At 44.0% G+C, this 17,186-nt stretch carries 21 protein-coding genes and 1 pseudogene; 9 read left to right on the top strand and 13 right to left on the bottom strand.

Features of this window, described 5'->3' with window-relative positions:
* Positions 1–277, top strand: a pseudogene (locus tag BM736_RS21215) (IS4 family transposase); the annotation flags it as partial.
* 224 nt (positions 278–501) lie between these two features.
* Positions 502–1,293 (top strand): molybdate ABC transporter substrate-binding protein, encoded by a 792-nt coding sequence (locus BM736_RS21210; RefSeq protein ID WP_076415903.1) that lies wholly within the window; start codon positions 502–504, stop codon positions 1,291–1,293.
* A gap of 75 nt (positions 1,294–1,368) precedes the next feature.
* Here the strand turns inward: BM736_RS21210 and BM736_RS21205 are convergent, their stop codons facing one another.
* The 13 genes from BM736_RS21205 to BM736_RS21145 form a co-directional block, all read right to left on the bottom strand.
* Complete coding sequence (locus tag BM736_RS21205; protein WP_076415902.1) at positions 1,369–2,211, bottom strand: hypothetical protein; 843 nt, start codon at positions 2,209–2,211, stop codon at positions 1,369–1,371.
* Positions 2,212–2,279: 68 nt separating this feature from the next.
* Positions 2,280–3,641: a magnesium transporter gene (gene mgtE, locus BM736_RS21200; protein ID WP_076415900.1), complete on the bottom strand. Its 1,362-nt coding sequence runs from the start codon at positions 3,639–3,641 to the stop codon at positions 2,280–2,282.
* Between the two features lie 108 nt (positions 3,642–3,749).
* Positions 3,750–4,025 (bottom strand): HPr family phosphocarrier protein, encoded by a 276-nt coding sequence (locus BM736_RS21195; protein ID WP_076415898.1) that lies wholly within the window; start codon positions 4,023–4,025, stop codon positions 3,750–3,752.
* A complete protein-coding gene (rapZ, locus tag BM736_RS21190; protein WP_076415895.1) occupies positions 4,018–4,866 on the bottom strand; it encodes an RNase adapter RapZ in 849 nt (282 codons plus the stop codon). The genes BM736_RS21195 and rapZ overlap by 8 nt, the downstream gene beginning before the upstream one ends.
* Positions 4,863–5,306, bottom strand: coding sequence for a PTS IIA-like nitrogen regulatory protein PtsN (ptsN, locus tag BM736_RS21185; RefSeq protein ID WP_076415893.1), 444 nt, complete (start codon positions 5,304–5,306; stop codon positions 4,863–4,865). Before ptsN ends, rapZ begins: the two co-directional genes overlap by 4 nt.
* Before the next feature lie 2 nt (positions 5,307–5,308).
* On the bottom strand, positions 5,309–5,596 hold the full coding sequence (hpf, locus tag BM736_RS21180) for a ribosome hibernation promoting factor (RefSeq protein ID WP_076415891.1): 288 nt from the start codon (positions 5,594–5,596) through the stop codon (positions 5,309–5,311).
* A gap of 223 nt (positions 5,597–5,819) precedes the next feature.
* A complete protein-coding gene (locus BM736_RS21175; RefSeq protein ID WP_076415889.1) occupies positions 5,820–7,316 on the bottom strand; it encodes an RNA polymerase factor sigma-54 in 1,497 nt (498 codons plus the stop codon).
* Positions 7,317–7,471: 155 nt separating this feature from the next.
* The gene (gene lptB / locus BM736_RS21170) at positions 7,472–8,203 is read right to left on the bottom strand and encodes an LPS export ABC transporter ATP-binding protein (protein ID WP_076415888.1); all 732 of its coding nucleotides are present in this window, start codon (positions 8,201–8,203) and stop codon (positions 7,472–7,474) included.
* Positions 8,200–8,769, bottom strand: a complete 570-nt coding sequence (gene lptA, locus BM736_RS21165) for a lipopolysaccharide transport periplasmic protein LptA (protein ID WP_076415886.1) — start codon at positions 8,767–8,769, stop codon at positions 8,200–8,202. The genes lptB and lptA overlap by 4 nt, the downstream gene beginning before the upstream one ends.
* A 127-nt stretch (positions 8,770–8,896) precedes the next feature.
* Positions 8,897–9,454: an LPS export ABC transporter periplasmic protein LptC gene (gene lptC, locus BM736_RS21160; protein WP_076415884.1), complete on the bottom strand. Its 558-nt coding sequence runs from the start codon at positions 9,452–9,454 to the stop codon at positions 8,897–8,899.
* Positions 9,451–10,008, bottom strand: a complete 558-nt coding sequence (gene kdsC / locus BM736_RS21155; RefSeq protein WP_076415882.1) for a 3-deoxy-manno-octulosonate-8-phosphatase KdsC — start codon at positions 10,006–10,008, stop codon at positions 9,451–9,453. Before kdsC ends, lptC begins: the two co-directional genes overlap by 4 nt.
* 1 nt (position 10,009) lies before the next feature.
* Entirely contained in the window at positions 10,010–10,987 is a 978-nt protein-coding gene (locus BM736_RS21150; protein ID WP_076415880.1) for a KpsF/GutQ family sugar-phosphate isomerase, read from the bottom strand.
* A 37-nt stretch (positions 10,988–11,024) separates the two neighbouring features.
* Positions 11,025–11,984 (bottom strand): calcium/sodium antiporter, encoded by a 960-nt coding sequence (locus tag BM736_RS21145; protein WP_076415879.1) that lies wholly within the window; start codon positions 11,982–11,984, stop codon positions 11,025–11,027.
* A gap of 218 nt (positions 11,985–12,202) precedes the next feature.
* Here BM736_RS21145 and BM736_RS21140 point away from each other — a divergent pair, with 218 nt between their 5' ends.
* The 7 genes from BM736_RS21140 to murA all read left to right on the top strand — a co-directional run bounded on the left by BM736_RS21140 (position 12,203) and on the right by murA (position 17,016).
* Positions 12,203–13,018, top strand: coding sequence for an ATP-binding cassette domain-containing protein (locus BM736_RS21140; RefSeq protein WP_076415877.1), 816 nt, complete (start codon positions 12,203–12,205; stop codon positions 13,016–13,018).
* A gap of 64 nt (positions 13,019–13,082) precedes the next feature.
* A complete protein-coding gene (gene mlaE / locus BM736_RS21135) occupies positions 13,083–13,865 on the top strand; it encodes a lipid asymmetry maintenance ABC transporter permease subunit MlaE (RefSeq protein ID WP_076415875.1) in 783 nt (260 codons plus the stop codon).
* Between the two features lie 53 nt (positions 13,866–13,918).
* On the top strand, positions 13,919–14,383 hold the full coding sequence (mlaD, locus tag BM736_RS21130; protein ID WP_076415873.1) for an outer membrane lipid asymmetry maintenance protein MlaD: 465 nt from the start codon (positions 13,919–13,921) through the stop codon (positions 14,381–14,383).
* Positions 14,384–14,473: 90 nt separating this feature from the next.
* Positions 14,474–15,130 (top strand): phospholipid-binding protein MlaC, encoded by a 657-nt coding sequence (locus tag BM736_RS21125; RefSeq protein WP_076415917.1) that lies wholly within the window; start codon positions 14,474–14,476, stop codon positions 15,128–15,130.
* Positions 15,131–15,433 carry a lipid asymmetry maintenance protein MlaB gene (locus tag BM736_RS21120; protein ID WP_076415871.1) on the top strand — a complete coding sequence of 101 codons (303 nt, stop codon included), beginning with the start codon at positions 15,131–15,133 and terminating at the stop codon, positions 15,431–15,433. It abuts the gene before it with no gap.
* 4 nt (positions 15,434–15,437) lie between these two features.
* Positions 15,438–15,743, top strand: coding sequence for a BolA family protein (locus BM736_RS21115; RefSeq protein ID WP_076415869.1), 306 nt, complete (start codon positions 15,438–15,440; stop codon positions 15,741–15,743).
* Positions 15,744–15,756: 13 nt separating this feature from the next.
* A complete protein-coding gene (gene murA, locus BM736_RS21110; protein ID WP_076415868.1) occupies positions 15,757–17,016 on the top strand; it encodes a UDP-N-acetylglucosamine 1-carboxyvinyltransferase in 1,260 nt (419 codons plus the stop codon).
* Positions 17,017–17,186 lie beyond the last annotated feature (170 nt).

Genomic DNA, 17,186 nt, shown 5'->3' with positions numbered 1-17,186 from the left:
GCTTATCGCTTATAATCTGGTTCGCTTAGAAATGGTAGCGATAGCAAAAGAAGCCAAAGTTGCACCCACCCGTATTAGCTTTACCGCAGCGATAAGCTTGATAGACACTCAATTAAGATGGCTTGCTTTATCACCTGATGGGAAGTTGCCAGCTAAGCTGAAGCAAATGCGGGCCGATATAAAACACTTTATCCTTCCAGATAAAAGAAAGCACCGAACATATCCACGTTCAGTGCTCTATATACCCAGCCGCTATCCACTTAAATATAAGCAGTAGTGCTTATCCGAATAGCATTACTTCCTTATGGAGGCCATTTTTTTACCTTTCATTTTGAGAATAACATTGAGACAAAATGTCTGCCTAGTGTCGATTGTCCGCGACTTTGATCCCATGAATACCAAGCAATTGCATAGTGCTATTGAGACTCATATTAGCTTGTGGCCTTATACGTTCCTATAGGTAATTTGTACCGATTACTCGTTCGTTATAGGAATAATAAGATGAAAAAGTGGGTTGCAGTTTTTGCGTTAGCTTTGCCTTTTATGGCGAGTGCATCGCCGTTAGAGTTTAGAGCAGCTGGTAGTTTGAAAGCAGCTATGGGTGAACTAGTGGCTGAATATCAGCAAGCGGGTTCGGCAGAGGTTCACGCAGATTTTGCTCCTTCAGGCTTACTGCGTAAGCGTATCGAGCAAGGCGAAAAAGTCGATGTTTATGCCTCTGCCAACATGAAGCATCCATTGAAGCTAGAGTCCGCAGGACTGAGCGGCTCAGTGGTTATGTTTGCACGTAATAAACTTTGTGCAATCGCGCAGCCTGAGGTTAAGGTTAGTAGTCAAACCTTATTAGAAACTATGTTAGATAGCGCTACTAAGGTGGGAATCTCGACGCCTAAAGCCGATCCTGCGGGAGATTATGCATGGGCACTTTTTGGTAAAGCGGATAAATTAAATCTGGGAGCGACTGAGCGACTTGAGCAAAAGGCACTACAACTGACAGGTGGCCCTCACAGTGAAAAAGCACCAAAAGGAAGAAATCCCTATGCCTGGGTTATGGACAATAAGCGTGCTGATATATTTCTAACTTATTGCACTAACGCTGTACTTGCTCAAAAAGAGCTGCCTAAGTTGCAGATTGTGCAAATTCCAGAGGCATTATCGGTAGGTGCAAACTATGGGTTGACTGTGCTTGATGGTGCTAAAGCAAATTCATCTGAACTTGCTATGTATATTCTCTCAACTGAGGGGCAAAAAATACTGGCATCATATGGTTTCGATGCTCCGTTATTGCCTTAGAGCCTATAAGGCTTAGCCTTTCTCTGCTAAGTTGAAGCCTGTATCACTATGCTGGCTTTGTTCGTCGTTTTGATGTCACTCTTTGATATAGGTTCGCCTAATGATACGAAGAGTGGCAAAAACAGATACTAAAATAATGAGGTAAAGCAGCCATCTAACCTTATGGTGATTATCAATTTTCTGCTCTATGATCTGCGCCAATGCAGGGATTATCTCTTCTAACTTATGTATGTTTGAGCGCATGGCGCCCATTGTGCCAGCTTCGTGAGAATACTGATGACTCTCGACAAACTGCTTGAGTATGCTTATCTGCTTTAGGTAGCTATCAAGCTCAATTTTCAGTTTACTGCTTATTCCTTCCCACTGATTCAGCTCGTATACATTTGTGCTCAGCAGCTCTAGGGAGATAGCTTGCTCAGAGGTGATATATTCAAACAGGTGTTGGCGTATCGCTAAGGTTTGAGCATAGATATTGGTATCTTCAATCTTAGTGGTTTTTTCTAGTACTTCCTGCTGGGACATTAAGTTATTGAGCATGCTTAATGACTGCTTATCTTCCTTATCAAGCTCGGAAACTAACACCATAAAGTTAGTTTGATAACCGTTTAATCTCTGCTCCCCTTCTGCAATCAAGTCTGCTGACTGAGTGCCTTCGTTAAAACATTGACTGACTGAGGAGAAGTTTTGTTTTAGTTGGCTTAAGCGCTGTCGCCATTGGCTTAGGTATTTCTGCTGCTTTCTGAAGAAATAATCTTTTTCATGGCGTCTTAAGCTGAGTTGGTTGATCGATAATTGAGTCGTTAAACTATGACATAGGTTTAGCTGATTATAGCGATATAGGTAAGCTTCATTTAAGCCCAAGCTTATAATGATACTTAGATATATAGGGATAAGTGCCAGCGGGGAAAGCGTTTTCAAGCTATAACCTTGAGTGTTTTACACAAGTATAGAAGAAAACGCTCGAAGCAGTTTTATACCAATTGTAATTAGAGTAAAAAGAAGGTGGCCAAGCCGAGAAACGCAAATAGGCCGATGACATCAGTCACTGTGGTTAACACCATACCGCCAGCAAGAGCTGGGTCAATATTCATCTTTTTAAGCAGTAATGGGATACTAGCACCAGCAAACCCTGCAACTGTCATATTGATAAGCATTGCTCCGCCAATGAGCCCACCTAAGGTAATATCATCTTTCCACAACCATACAGCCAGAAAGACCAACATCGACCATAAAATACCATTGAGGAAGCCAATGGCTAACTCTTTGCCTATCAGCCATCGGGAGTTACTTTGGCCTATCTGGCCAAGGGCAATACCACGGATGACGAGGGCTAAGGTTTGATTACCCGCCACGCCTCCCATACTTGGGACAATTGTCATCAAGATAGCAATGGTTGCAAATTGCTCTAGTGTGCCTTCAAACATATTACTGACAGAGGCTGCGAGTAGGGCGGCAAACAGATTGATGGTGAGCCATAAAGAGCGCTGGAATGTACTCTTTAAGACAGGGCCAAAGGTATCGGTATCATCATCCATACCCGCCATACCCATCATTGAGTGCTCTGCATCTTCACGGATAATATCAACGACATCATCAATGGTGATACGGCCTAAAAGCTGATTGTCTTCCCCGATAACAGGCGCTGATACCCAGTCATGGCGCTCAAACAGCTGAGCGACTTCACTGTCATTCATGCCAACCGGGATACCTTCAAGATCTGAAGCCATAATATCTCTGACTGAAGAATCTGGATTACAGGTCAGTAGATCTGAGATCCGGACACCGCCGAGTAGACTGTCTCGTTTATCGACGACATAAAGGGTATCAGTGGCTTCTGGAAGCTCGCCTCGTATGCGTAAGTAACGGAGTATCACGTCAATATTGACATCTGGGCGTAGGGTTACCGTATCGGTATTCATGATACTGCCAGCTGTATCATCTGGATAAGACAAAGCTTGTTCAACCCGAGCTCTGTCTTGGCTGCTCATGGACTGTAGCACTTGGTTGAAGACGCTATCTGGCAGGCTACGCAGTATGTACGCGAGATCATCGGTATCCATCCCCTCAGCAGCTTTAGCGACGCGTTGTGGCGTCATCTGCTTGATGAGGCTATCTTTTAGCTCTTCACCTAGCTCATCTAAGATTTCACCTGTGTGGTCAAGATCGATGAGTTGCCAAAGTACTTGTCGAGTGCGTGGTGGGGAGGATTCTAAAATAAAAGCAACGTCAGTCGCCGCCATATCATGGAGCATGTTTCTGACATGGACAAACATACCACTGCCAAGGGCTTGGGTAAGCTGATTGAGACGCTGATCTGTGGTTTCATTGTCTAACACTTCTATCGGCATCGCTGACCCTCCCTTAGATCTGAGATGATATGTAGCTTAAGATTAGATTTAACTGATTAATTTGTAAAAGAAAGGAAGAGTATACTCTGAATTTATTACAGCGCTAGGTTAACTTGCTTCATCAAATTTCGCTTCAACCAATGCACAAATAGCATCGAGAGCGGCATCTGCATCGGGACCTTCACCCAGTAAGGTGATTGTTTTCCCCATTCCCGTTTCAAGCATAAGCAGCCCTAACACACTGGCTGCTGAAGCTCTTCTTTCACCTTGGATAATGGTGACTTCTGCATCGAACTCTGAAGCGAGTATGGCCAGCTTAGTAGCCGCTCTTGCGTGCAGTCCAAGCTTATTGCAAATGGTGATTTGGCGTTCTAATTTAATCATTACTCATCTCTCGATGACGGGCGAGCACCTTATGCTTACTATTACTAAAGAGTTTAGCAAGTTGATCGGTGACGTATACCGATCTGTGCTGTCCACCCGTACAGCCAATAGCAATAGTGAGGTAGCTACGGTTATTTCTTTCTAAGTGAGGCAACCAAGTTTCAAGTAAGTTTTCTATCTGCCAGATAAACTTGTTCACCATTGGCTGCTGGCTTAAAAAGAGTTGAACTGGTTCATCTAAGCCTGTCATTGGTCTGAGCTCAGGCTCCCAATGGGGGTTAGGCAGAAAGCGAACATCAAACATAAAATCAGCTTCAGCAGGCATGCCGTATTTAAAGCCGAAGGACTCGAAGTTAATGACTAACTCTTTATCGACACTGCCGAGCAATATTTCACGGATCTGGTTACTGAGATCATAGATATTGAGTTCAGAGGTATCTATGTAATGGTCGACTAATTTTGAAACGGGTTCAAGCAACAATCTCTCGTGCTCAACAGCTTCTTTTAGGGAGCTTTTGGTACGAGACAATGGATGTAAGCGGCGAGTCTCACTGTAACGCTTTAGCAAGACTTCATCTGAAGAGTTTAAAAAGAAACTGAGTAGTTCAGTTCCTTCAGGTAAGTTAGCTAATTGTTTCTCTAGCTCTTTATCTTGCTCCGGCATGTTACGAACATCAACGCTAATTGCGACCTGCTCGGTACTACCTTTTAGCTGTTCCAGTAGGGTATCCATCATAGGGAGTGGAAGGTTGTCGACACAATAGTAGCCCAGATCTTCTAAGACCCTAAGTACGACAGATTTTCCTGAACCGGAACGACCGGATACCATCACCAGTTTCATTGCGTTATCACCTGATAAAGTTCGGACTCATCTTGAGTTTTTCGTAACTGCTTTACTATGTGCTTATTGTTGAGCTTTTCTGCCATAGAGGACAAGGTACTCAAGTGTTGTTCACATTGTTCTGCAGGAACTAAGAGTGCAAAAAGAATATCAACCGGTTGCTTATCAATTGAGTCGAAGGAGATAGGTTCCTCACACTTAATTAAAACCGCGACGGGTTGACTTATATTGGTCAGCCTTCCATGAGGAATTGCAATACCATTACCTATACCTGTGCTTCCCATTTTCTCTCTCGCCAGAAGACTTTCAAAAATCTCTTGTGAGGATAGGGTTGGGTATTGGACAGCGGCAAGATCGCTGATAAGTTCCAATACCTTTTTCTTACTGCCCGGAGTGGCGCAAGTAGTACACTCCGGCTGCAGGATGGTGCTTAATTCCATCGTTAATGTTTTGTTAGCTTCTCTTTATGTTTAATTACCTGACGGTCTAGCTTGTCTATCAGGGAGTCGATTGCGGCATACATGTCTGCATTTTGCGACGTTGCAAAGACTTCACCACCTGCTAAGTGGAGTTTGGCCTCGGCTTTTTGCTGCATTTTCTGAACATTTAAAATAACGTGCACATTATTGATCTGATCGAAATGTCGTTCAAGCTTAGTAAACTTCTCTTCAACATAATGTCTCAACGATGTTGTGATCTCAATATGGTGTCCAGTTAGGTTTATTTGCATAGAAATACTCCTCCAGTTCGCTGTTGTTTAACAATTAGGTTAATTCGAGTTAAGCCATTTAGCTTATTTCTCAACCATTTTCCCTGTCTACCAGAGTTAGGCCCTAAAATTTCGACTACAGACCTGTGCTGGTTATAGATCTCATTATGAGAACTTTTTAAGCCTTAAGTAAAATAGCTTTACGTTCTAAGCTTACAATTTCAACTCAAGGCTTCAATTGAATCTACAAACTTTTGCGCTGATTCGAAGGTGGAATCAACATGGCTTCACGGTATTTAGCTATGGTACGCCTCGCAACCTTAATGCCTTGCTCTGCCAATAAAAGTGCCATTTTACTATCACTAAGTGGTTTCTTTTGGTTTTCTGCGGCAACTAGCTTCTTAATAAAGGCTCGGATTGCCGTTGAAGAGCACTCGCCGCCATCGTCTGTACCGACATGGCTAGAGAAGAAATATTTAAGCTCGAAAATACCTCTCGGGGTGTGCATATATTTTTGCGTCGTGACCCGTGAGATCGTTGATTCGTGCATCTCAACGGCTTCTGCAATATCGTTAAGTACCATAGGTTTCATCGCTTCTTCACCGTACTCAAAGAAGCCTTGTTGAAACTTGACGATACAGTTAGCGACTTTTAACAAGGTGTCGTTACGACTTTCTAAACTCTTAATAAACCATTTAGCTTCTTGCAAGTGTCCACGTATAAACTGGCCATCAGCTTGACTCTTAGTACTCTTGGCCATTGAAGCATAATGCTGATTTACATTGATTTTTGGCATGTAATCTGGATTTAGCTCGACAACCCAGCGACCCTTTTTCTTGGTCACTGTGACATCGGGGATCACATACTCATCACGGCCAGGCGTGATGGCGAGACCTGGACGTGGGTTTAGCGTCTGTATTAATTCAATCGCTTCTCTTAGCTCGTCTTCTTTAAGCTTAGTTTTGCGCATTAAGAGGCGGAAGTCTCGCCCTGCGATCAGACTAAGGTGTTCAGCTATCAGGATGCGAGCATTATCGATATGTGGGGTGCTATCAGCGTATTGCGCGAGTTGAATCATTAAACATTCACTGAGATCTCTGGCCGCAATACCAATCGGGTCGAAATGTTGAACACGCTTTAGTACTGCTTCAACTTCATCAAGCTCTATCTCAGGGTCACCCATGGCCTCGAGAATATCCTCAACACTTTGGGTGAGGTAGCCACGCTCATCGATGGCATCAATAATCGCCGTAGCAATGGCGAGATCATTATCAGAAAAAGGCGTTAAGTTTTTTTGCCACTCAAGATGCTCGTACAAACCTTCACTGGTTTCGCCTTGAAAAGGCATATCGTCATCACGCATTGCACCAGAACTTGAATTCGGGGTCGCTGTATATACCTCGTCCCAAGTGGTATCCATCGGCAACTCTTCAGGCATTGAATCCTGTGTTAAGGCGTCTGATGTTTCTACTGCTGAGTTATCAAGTTGACCTTCAGTATCTGTATCAGAGTCTGCCTTGGCGCTATATTCAGACTCGGCATTTTCAATGGTTTTGTCTTCACCATTGTCTGTAGTGTCAACTTGCTCTTCATCAAGTTCGAGAAGGGGGTTGGAGTCTAAGGCTTGTTGGATTTCTTGTTGCAGTTCCAGCGACGATAGCTGCAATAGACGTATTGCCTGTTGCAGTTGTGGTGTCATGGTTAACTGCTGACCCATTTTAAGCTGGAGTGACGCTTTCATTTACCGCTATTCCCTTCATTGTAAGTATAAAATGAGAAAGCTTGCTTTAACTAGTTGTGGGGTTTCTCTGAGCCCCTAGACCCACTGATTGTTCAGTGAGTTGAAATGGACATATCATCAGTTATTTGAATTAGAAGACTGAGTCCTTTGATTAACTATAGCTTGAATTGTTCACCTAAGTACACTGCTCGCACTTGCTGATTGTCCAAGATTTCAGCAGGTGTACCTTCTGCTATTAAGTTTCCGTGACTTACTATGTATGCACGCTCACAAACATCTAAGGTTTCACGAACATTATGGTCTGTAATTAGCACACCTAGGCCGCGACTCTTTAATTGTTCAATGATCTTTTTGATGTCGATCACGGAAATAGGATCGACACCGGCAAATGGCTCATCGAGTAAAATAAATTTAGGATTAGCGGCTAATGCTCTGGCTATTTCTACTCGTCGGCGTTCACCGCCCGAAAGTGCCATGCCTTGGCTGTCACGAATATGAGTGATATGAAACTCTTCAAGTAAGCTCTCGAGGTGCTCATCGCGACCATTGCTATCGAGATCAGAGCGAGTTTGCAGTACAGCCATGATGTTATCTCTAACCGATAACTTTCTAAAAATGCTGGCTTCCTGTGGTAGGTAACCGATCCCTTTTCTGGCTCTTAGATGCATAGGATCTAACGTGAGATCATCATCGTCAATTAAGATCCGACCCTTGTCACTCTGAACTAATCCCACAACCATATAGAATGTCGTAGTTTTACCGGCACCATTAGGGCCAAGCAATCCGACAATCTGTCCTGTTTTTACAGTAATACTGACATCTTGTACAACGGCTCTGCTTTTGTAGCTCTTGGCAAGGTTAACCGCCTTCAGTGTCATTTGGCTCATTGGTTTTTTTGCTCTAATTCAGGTAATTGGGTAGGAATAGGCGCTTGCTCTTTTGGCGGTTGAACCTTGTCTTCCTCTTGATAGTTTTCAGGCTGAATAATAGTAATGACTCTATCATTGCCCTTACTTTCTGCTATCAACTGCTGCTGTTCGATATTGTAGCGGATCATATTACCTGTTACTTGGCTACCATCTTGCTCTAAGCTTGCATTGCCCACTAACGTCAATGTTCGATTTGAAAGCTCGTAGCGGATCTCTTGAGCACTTGCCGTTGCCGGGCGGCCATCTTCCATTATCTGGGTGTAGGTTGCGGGATCACCTACAGCGATTAGGATCTTTCCGCCTCCATCCTCTTTTGAAGATGCTCTTAGTTCATCGGCTAAAATTTTAATTGAGCCTTGCGTGACTTCAACGGGTCCATTGAAGATCATCTGATTATTCTTAATATCAGCTTCCTGGCTCGCCGCTGAGATCTTAACCTCTTGCATGAGGTCATCTTGCTTCGCTACACCACTAAAACTTGTGATGCACAGCAGGGCTGCGATGATTAAGTTATGTCTGTTCATATTGTCCTTCAAATGGCGTAGCGAGTGTTAATCACAAGGTTAATATACGCTGGAATTTTAAATCAATTTACTGTGCTAATTTTGGCTTTAGCTAATATATCTTAATATTATACGGGTCAAATGCTTATCAATTTGTCGCATAGGTGCCGCGCACCTTACTGATAAGCTCTACTTTTTGAGCGTTAAGATCGCCGAAAAGTCCTAAACCTTCAATGATAAAGTCATTGCCAGTAATATAAATTTCACGATCGGAAGTCATGATCATGGTATTAAGGTCTAGCTCTAGATAACTGGTTTTTATCGTTTGAATGGGCTCTTCTGGGCTGATGGCATCAATAATAACATTGTTCTCGAGAATGACTTTGCCTGATTTTTTATTGAGCGTCCCCATGGTGGATTGCAGCCGCCATTGCGCCTGACCTTCATCTGGATAGACTAAGTATATGGGCTGAGTGAAGTAAGTCATATTTGCTTCGTCAAAGTGCTCCATATGAGTCGCAGTCACGCGGCTGTTAACCAGCCCTTGCTCGTTGTAATCGACACTCCGTAAATTATCGGCAATGTAATCAGGTTTTAAACTGGCATCAATCGCGATCTCCTCATTGCCACGCTTAGATTGTACTTGCCAGTACAAGATTAGCGCAGTGCCGAAAAAAGCGGTAATAGCCAGCGTCACTCTATTCATATACTCATTCCATGAGCGGTATCGAATTTATCTTGAGCAAGGAGTAATAGGTCTGTTAATTCACGCAGGGCACCATGGCCGCCTCTGATAGTCGTGACAAAGTCAGCATGCTGTTTTACATAGGGGTGCCCATCAGCCACACATACCGCTAAGCCAACCTCTTTCATTACTGGTAAGTCGACAATATCGTCACCTATGTAAGCCACCTCTTCTGGAGTGACGTTATAAAGCTTAAGTAATTCTTGGTAAGGCACTAGCTTATTATCAACACCCTGATAGATATGGGTGATCCCAAGTGCCGTCATGCGATCTTCGACAATTTGAGACTTTCGTCCTGTGATAATAGCAACGGGTAGATCACTGGTGAGTAGCGAGCGAACCCCATAGCCATCTCTAGTATGGAAAGTTTTTAACTCTTCACCGGCATTGCTCATATAGACAAGGCCATCAGAAAAAACACCATCAACGTCGCAGATGAGTAACTTTATCTGCTTGGCTTTTTGCCATACGGTATCTGCAACTGGGCCATAAAAGCTTTGATGTGTAGTACTCATATTAGATCACTCCTGCCTTGACCATATCAAGCATATTCAGTGCGCCAATCGGCGAGTTGTTTTCATCAATGACAATGAGTCCATTGATATCTTTTTCATCCATTACTTTTAATGCTTCTGCCGCCAAAACGCCATCAGAGATAGTGACACAGCCTTTTGACATGACATCGGCTATCGGCGTTTTACTTAAGTCTACTTGGGCATCGATGACTCTTCGTAAGTCGCCATCGGTGAAGATACCAACTAAGGTGGCCTTATCATCGATAACGGCTGTCATGCCCAAGCCTTTTTTGGAGATTTCATAAAGGGCATCTGTGATACAGATATTATGGCTGACTAAAGGTAATTCACTGCCTTTATGCATAACATCACTGACTTTTAATAGTAATTTACGCCCTAAACTACCACCTGGGTGTGACAAGGCAAAATCATCCTTGGTAAAGCCTCTCGCTTGTAACAGCGCAACGGCTAGCGCATCTCCCATCACAAGTGTTGCCGTGGTACTTGAAGTCGGTGCTAACCCTAATGGGCAGGCTTCTTCTGGGACTTCAATACAAAGATGAACCACTGAGTGCTTCGCCATTGTAGACTCAGGCTTACCTGTGACAGCGATAATAGGTAGCCCCATACGCTTTATCACTGGCATTAAGGTTAAAATTTCGCCAGCTTCTCCAGAGTTAGAGATAGCAAGAATGATATCGTTCTCGCTGAGTACACCAAGGTCGCCATGGCTAGCTTCACCAGGGTGAACGAAGAATGCCGGTGTGCCGGTACTAGCTAACGTTGCAGAGATTTTATTACCAATATGGCCTGACTTTCCCATGCCCATAACAATGACCTTGCCTGTACATTCAAGGATCAAGTTACAAGCCGATGCAAACTCACTTGAGTCGACATATTGATATAGGTTATCGAGTGCGTTGCGCTCTACATCGATAACGTTTGTGCCCCACTGACGTAATTTTTTTTCATCTACCATCTTGAACTCTCTGTCTATTCAGGTCGGTCTAGTGCAGTTATGCAAGAAAAAGGAATGCTTGGTACGCAATAAAAGTGAACAATAACACGACACCATGCCAAGGCTTTAGTGCTCTTGCACGGCCACTTAGTAAAATGAACACAGCTAATGCGCTACTTGTTGCCAGAACCATATAAAAATCACGTGTGCTGGCTGCTGCATCTACTTCACCAGGCGCAATAATGCCTGGTAGCGCTAGAACAGCAAGAATATTGAACAAGTTGGACCCTACAATATTACCGATTGCGAGGTCATCTTCTTTTTTCAGTACACCAGCAACACAAGCTGCAAGCTCTGGCAAGCTAGTGCCAATGGCGATAATGGTTAAACCTATGACCAGATCAGACAAGTGATAAGCTTTTGCGATACCTACCGCGCCTTGCACCATCCAGTCTGCAGAAAGAGGCAATAGTACAATGCCGACCACCAACCACATAATTGCTTTGCTGGTAGGTACACCTGTTGGTATCTCTTCATCGGACTCATCAGCTAATGGGTCCTGCTTTTTATTCGTTAAACCATGCCAAATGAGATAGCCCATGAGCATAAAAAACAGTCCCATAAGCATAAAGCCTTCCATGCGGCTCAGGAAACCATCATGGAGAAAGTAACCTGCGATTGCAGTTGCTGCCAGCATTAAAGGTATTTCGCGTAGTAAGGTTTGTGAGCTTACTGCAATAGCACCAAGTAAGGCAGTTAAGCCTAAGATTAATGTGATGTTGGCAATATTTGAGCCTAATACATTACCAATGGCGGTATCTGTCATCCCATCCATGGATGCTGTTGCTGCAACAAACATCTCTGGTGCTGAGCTACCCATTGCGACTATGGTTAAGCCGATTAGCATAGGAGGAAGACCTAGGTTTCTGGCAAAAGCGGCTGCACCATAAACAAATTTATCGGCACTCCATACCAAGGCACCTAATCCAGCAATGAGTAAAAAAATATTAAATAACATCAAATTCATTTCAAAAGTTAGTCTGCCGCGCATTTTCGCTGGAATTGAGCAAAATTGAAAGTATTGAGATGAGATAGTGTTGATTCTGTTGTACCTATTTGCCCAATTACGTACAATTTGCCTCCTTTCTGTGGCTTAACTTTCTTCTCCAGGAGAGCAAAGGGGGCTGACGGGACAACTTACCCTTGATAATCTTTCTATTATTGAATGGATGCGATATGAAGCCCAAAGAGTCATACATGACAGAGTCACTGGTCGAGATCCATAACCTGGGTTTTAGCCGAGGTGAGCATCTGATTTTTGATGATATAACACTCTCTATTCCTAAGGGGAAAGTCACCGCGATTATGGGGCCAAGTGGAATAGGAAAAACCACGCTACTGAAATTAATCGGTGGCCAGTTAACACCTGACAGTGGCAAAGTGTTATTTGATGGTCATGATATGCACCGATGTAATAGGGAGCAGTTATTTAGCCTGCGTAAACGCATGAGCATGCTATTTCAAAGCGGTGCGCTTTTTACTGACATGAATGTATTCGATAATGTGGCATTTGCGCTTCGTGAGCATTCAGGTCTAGCAGAGGAGCTCATCAAGCGTATCGTATTGATGAAGCTTGAGGCGGTTGGGCTACGCGGCACTGCTAAGATGATGCCCAGTGAGTTAAGTGGTGGTATGCAGCGCAGAGTTGCGCTTGCTAGGGCAATAGCCCTTGAACCTGACATGGTGATGTATGATGAGCCATTTGCTGGCCAAGACCCTATATCAATGGGGGTGCTGGTTAAACTCATCAGAGAGTTATCTGACGCGCTACAACTTACCTCTGTTGTGATCTCTCATGATGTTCAAGAGGTGCTAGGCATTGCAGATTATGTGTATGTGATGGCGGATAAACGTGTGATAGCTCAAGGCACTCCAGAGGAGCTCAAGCTGTCGAGTAACGAGCAATTAAAACAGTTTATGCTGGGCAATCCAGATGGCCCAGTGCCATTTCATTACCCTGCTAATGATTACCGCATGGAGCTGCTCGATTAGTGATTAATTTTGAAAATATATCCTCACAGTTTTCCAGTTGCTGCAGTTGCTTTGGGGTGACAGTATGAGCATTTTGAACTCAGTTGCAGCGCTAGGGCGTAGTGGTATTGAGCTGATCATAGGGTTAGGTCGAGCAGGCTTAATGCTTTGGGGGGCTATCGTACAAAAACCTCAAAAGAAAGGTTTTCCGCTGTTTGTTAAGCAACTCTATGTCATAGGTGTGCAGTCAATGCTGCTCATTATGGTATCGGGCCTGTTTATTGGCATGGTATTAGCGTTGCAAGGGTACAATATTCTTGTGGGCTTCGGTACTGAAGAGAGCTTAGGCCCTATGGTTGCTCTCAGTTTATTGAGAGAGCTTGGGCCTGTAGTGACTGCGCTGCTGTTCGCTGGTCGAGCGGGTTCAGCTTTGACTGCTGAAATAGGCCTGATGAAAAGTACTGAACAACTTTCTAGCCTTGAGATGATGGCAATCGACCCTCTTAGACAGATAATCGCCCCTCGCTTTTGGGCGGGAGTGGTGAGCTTACCGCTCCTTGCCTTGATGTTTACTGCTATCGGTATTTATGGTGGTCACTTGGTAGGTGTTGAGTGGAAAGGGATAGATAGCGGCAGTTTTTGGTCGATCTTACAGGCATCGGTTGAGTGGCGTCAGGACATAGTAAACTGTTTAATTAAGAGTGTTGTCTTTGCCGTTGTGGTGACCTGGATTGCTTTGTACCGAGGTTACCAAGTTATTCCGAACCCAGAAGGGATCAGTAAGGCAACGACACAGACAGTCGTTCAGTCGAGCCTTGCTGTGTTGGCGTTAGACTTTTTACTTACAGCGCTGATGTTTGGTAGCTAAAAAATGTTGGGCAAGCTTCATTGCTGCTTACTAAGTTGAATGGAAATCTGAGTATGTTGACACGTAAAATAGAAGTATTGGTCGGTTTTTTTATCTTGTCAGGACTCGCTGCATTTTTAGTGCTGGTCTTTAATGTGGCAAACGTTGAAGTTAAATCAGGCGCAAGTAGCTACACCTTGTATGCTAAATTTAGCAATATAGGGGGTCTGAAGGTTCGCTCTCCAGTGAAGGTTGGAGGTGTTGTAGTGGGCCGTGTTAGTGCAATCACACTCGACCCAGTAGAGCTAGTCCCCCTTGTTGAACTGTCGATGGAGAAGCAGTTTAACCAGTTCCCTGAGACCAGTAGTTTGTCTATCTTGACCTCTGGTTTATTAGGTGAGCAATTTTTAGGGCTTACACCAGGGTTTATGGATGATGATATTGCCATGCTAGTCGATGGTGACAGAATTGATGACACCCATTCAGCACTGGTGCTCGAAGAGTTAATTGGTCAGTTTCTTTATAGTGTGAAGGATTAAGCTTTGTTTAATTTTGCTTACCAGCAGTAGAGAAGTTTGTCACAGTTACAGTTATAGATATATTTGATGCCTCAAGGATTATAGATGAGCATGTTTAATCGAATTAGCCAGTTTACCGCCTACGTTATGCTGGTCTTAGCCAGTACAACCGCTCATAGTGAAGCGTCTGAAGTGAACACCATGGATCCCTATGCTATGGTCGAGACTGTTGCAAATAACACTTTTGCCAGATTTCATCATGATATTGACATAATTAAGGCCGATCCAGACCACCTTAAGGTGATAGTCTCAGACGAGTTGATGCCTTATATCGATTATAAGTATGCTTCATACAAAGTGATGGGCAAACACCTTAAGTCGACGAGTAAAGAGCAGAGAGAGCGCTTTGTTAATGCGTTTCAAGGATACTTAATCTCTACTTATGCCCAGGCGTTTACTGAGTATACTGACCAAAAGGTGCAATTTGCCCCTGCTAGAGACTTTAGCGGTGAGAAGATGGTTAACGTCAATGTTGAAATCATTGAAGCTGGGCGTCCAGCAATTAAATTAATATTCAAAGTTCGTCGTCTGAAAGATGATAGTTGGAAAGCGTTTGATCTTGTCGCTGAAGGCGTTAGTCTACTGGCCTCGAAAAGTTCTGAGATTTCTAATTTAATCCGCCAGAAGGGGATCGATTCAGTTATTTTAGAGTTAGAGCAGCGTACCAAGGGCCATATTAGCCAGAAGCCTACAGGGACTAAGCTTTAAGTGATAGATTTTATCTGTGATGGCATGGAGTGCCGAATTACTGGCCACCTCTCTCAAGATGAGGTTGTTAGGCTTTGGGAGCAGAGACAGACGCTGCTTCCTGATAATGTTAACGTGATTAACTTATCTGAACTTATTTATAGTGATAGTGCTGGCATTGCCTTTATTTTAGCGCTGATATCACAAGCGAAACGCGATAACAGAGAATTAGTCGTCACTTCGCCTTCGGCTCAGCTATCTAAGCTGATCGCTTTATACGATTTAGAACTCTTCTTCGGTGAAGAAACCACACAAGGTAAATAGATCCATGGAAACCAACGAAACAGAACAAGTAAACCCAGCGGCTAATGCGGAAGATGCTGCAAAGTTAAAAGAGATTGAGCAGCTGCTTCTTGATGCATTGTCACTTGATGAAGTGACAGTTACCCAAGCGGGAACACATTATAAGATAGTTGCAGTCGGTGAGTGCTTCGAAGGCATGGGGCGTGTGAAGCAGCAGCAAACCATTTACGGCCCGTTAATGGACCGTATTACGAGTGGTGAGTTGCATGCGCTAACCATCAATGCCTTCACGCCGACACAGTGGAAGCGTGAAAAAGTTTTTAACATGTAAGCAGAGATCTAAATTGGATAAATTAAAAATTCAGGCGAGCAAAGCGCTTGCCGGTGAAGTTGTGATCTCTGGTGCTAAAAATGCGGCACTGCCAATTTTAATGGCGGGCGTATTAGCTGAAACAGATTTTGTTGTTAGCAATGTACCGAACTTAAGAGATGTAAATACAAGTTGCGAACTGCTGCGTTGTCTTGGGGCTGAAGTGACGCGTAGCGATAACAGTGAAGTGCGCATTTCAACCGCATCACTGGATCATTTTTGTGCGCCATATGACTTAGTGAAAACTATGCGCGCCTCGATCTTAATATTAGGGCCATTACTCGCACGTTTCGGTACTGCCGATGTGTCACTGCCGGGTGGCTGTGCTATTGGCGCGCGTCCTGTCAACCTTCACCTTCATGGTTTAGAGCAGATGGGCGCAAAAATTGAGGTTGAAGAGGGTTACATTAAGGCTAGAGTTGATGGTCGTCTTAAGGGCGCTCATATCTTTATGGATATGGTGAGTGTTGGTGCTACCGAAAACTTATTAATGGCAGCTTCGCTTGCTGATGGCGAGACTGTGATTGAGAACGCCGCGCGTGAGCCTGAGGTGATCGATCTTGCTAATTGCTTGATTGCCATGGGTGCCCAAATTGAGGGTGCTGGTACTGATTCAATACGCATTCAGGGGGTTGAGTCACTTAAGGGCTGTAACTACCGTGTGATGCCAGATCGAATCGAAACGGGGAGCTTTTTGGTTGCTGCAGCAGTCACTCGCGGTAAGATCCGTTGTGTCGATGCCGATCCATCTACGCTTGAGGCCGTTCTTGCTAAGCTAGAAGATGCCGGCGCTAATGTGACCACAGGTAATGATTGGATTGAGCTTGATATGCAGGGGCAACGTCCAAAGGCGGTTAACATTAAGACTGTGCCATACCCAGGCTTTCCAACGGATATGCAAGCGCAGTTTTGTTTGTTAAACGTATTAGCTGAAGGCACTTCAACCATTACAGAAACGATTTTTGAAAATCGCTTTATGCATGTGCCTGAGCTTATTCGTATGGGCGCTAACATGGAGCTTGAAGGCAATACCTGTATTATCCAAGGTATCGAGCGACTCAATGGTGCTCAGGTGATGGCGACGGACTTAAGAGCCTCAGCCAGTTTAGTTATCGCAGGCTTAGTGGCCGATGGTACAACAATTGTCGATCGCATCTACCATCTAGATCGTGGTTATGAACATATCGAAGATAAGTTCAAAGGACTAGGCGGTCAGGTTGTTCGCGTAAGCTAGCCAAGCCAAGCTTATCGACCAAGTTCGACTCTCATTACTGAAAACCACTTCCGAAAAACTCAGAAGTGGTTTTTTGTTACGTGAGATATTCATCAGGCTAAACTTCAATATAGTGACCTTAAACAGACTGGTTTGAGGTATGATTGCCCTCCTTTTATTTGCCAAGTCCT

It is taken from the genome of Shewanella sp. UCD-KL12 (genome assembly GCF_001957125.1).
Lineage (GTDB): Bacteria > Pseudomonadota > Gammaproteobacteria > Enterobacterales > Shewanellaceae > Shewanella.
Note: the sequence above shows the minus strand (reverse complement) of the source record. Positions and strands in the feature narration are given on the sequence as shown.